General features: G+C 56.8%; 1 protein-coding gene. It reads left to right on the forward strand.

Annotated elements, in window-relative coordinates; genetic code table 11:
- Positions 1-140: 140 nt before the first annotated feature.
- Positions 141-419 (forward strand): SUMF1/EgtB/PvdO family nonheme iron enzyme (locus OGV71_RS00030; protein ID WP_286532280.1); only part of this gene is annotated, 279 nt, incomplete at its 3' end.

Consider the following 419-nt stretch of genomic DNA (forward strand, 5'->3'; position numbering starts at 1 on the left):
AAGGTCCGCCGCGGAGGTGACAATCCTTCTCCCGGGTTTGATGTGGGCCTGACCTTTTTTCGCGGCTATGCCATCAAGGACAAGCCTTACCCCGATGGCACCACCGTCCGCTGTGTGGTGAACGCTGCGGAGGCGGTGAAATGACGGTTGGAAAATATAGCCTGGCGTTGTTGCTGTTGCTGAGCGGTTGCGATAAACCGGAGCCGGCGGCGCAGGATAACGCTGAATTAGCGCAATATCTGCAACGCATTACCGGCGATCTGGTGTTTATTCCGGGCGGTACGTTCTGGATGGGGGATTTTTGCTCCCGCACGCACGGTGAGGGGGCGCGCTGTTCACCGGAAAAAGATACCAAACCCGTGCATGAAGTGACGCTGAGCAGCTATTCCATCGGTCGTTTCAAGGTGACCCATGAGGAT

The organism is Citrobacter sp. Cf088 (assembly GCF_030334295.1).
In the GTDB taxonomy this organism is placed as follows: domain Bacteria; phylum Pseudomonadota; class Gammaproteobacteria; order Enterobacterales; family Enterobacteriaceae; genus Citrobacter; species Citrobacter freundii.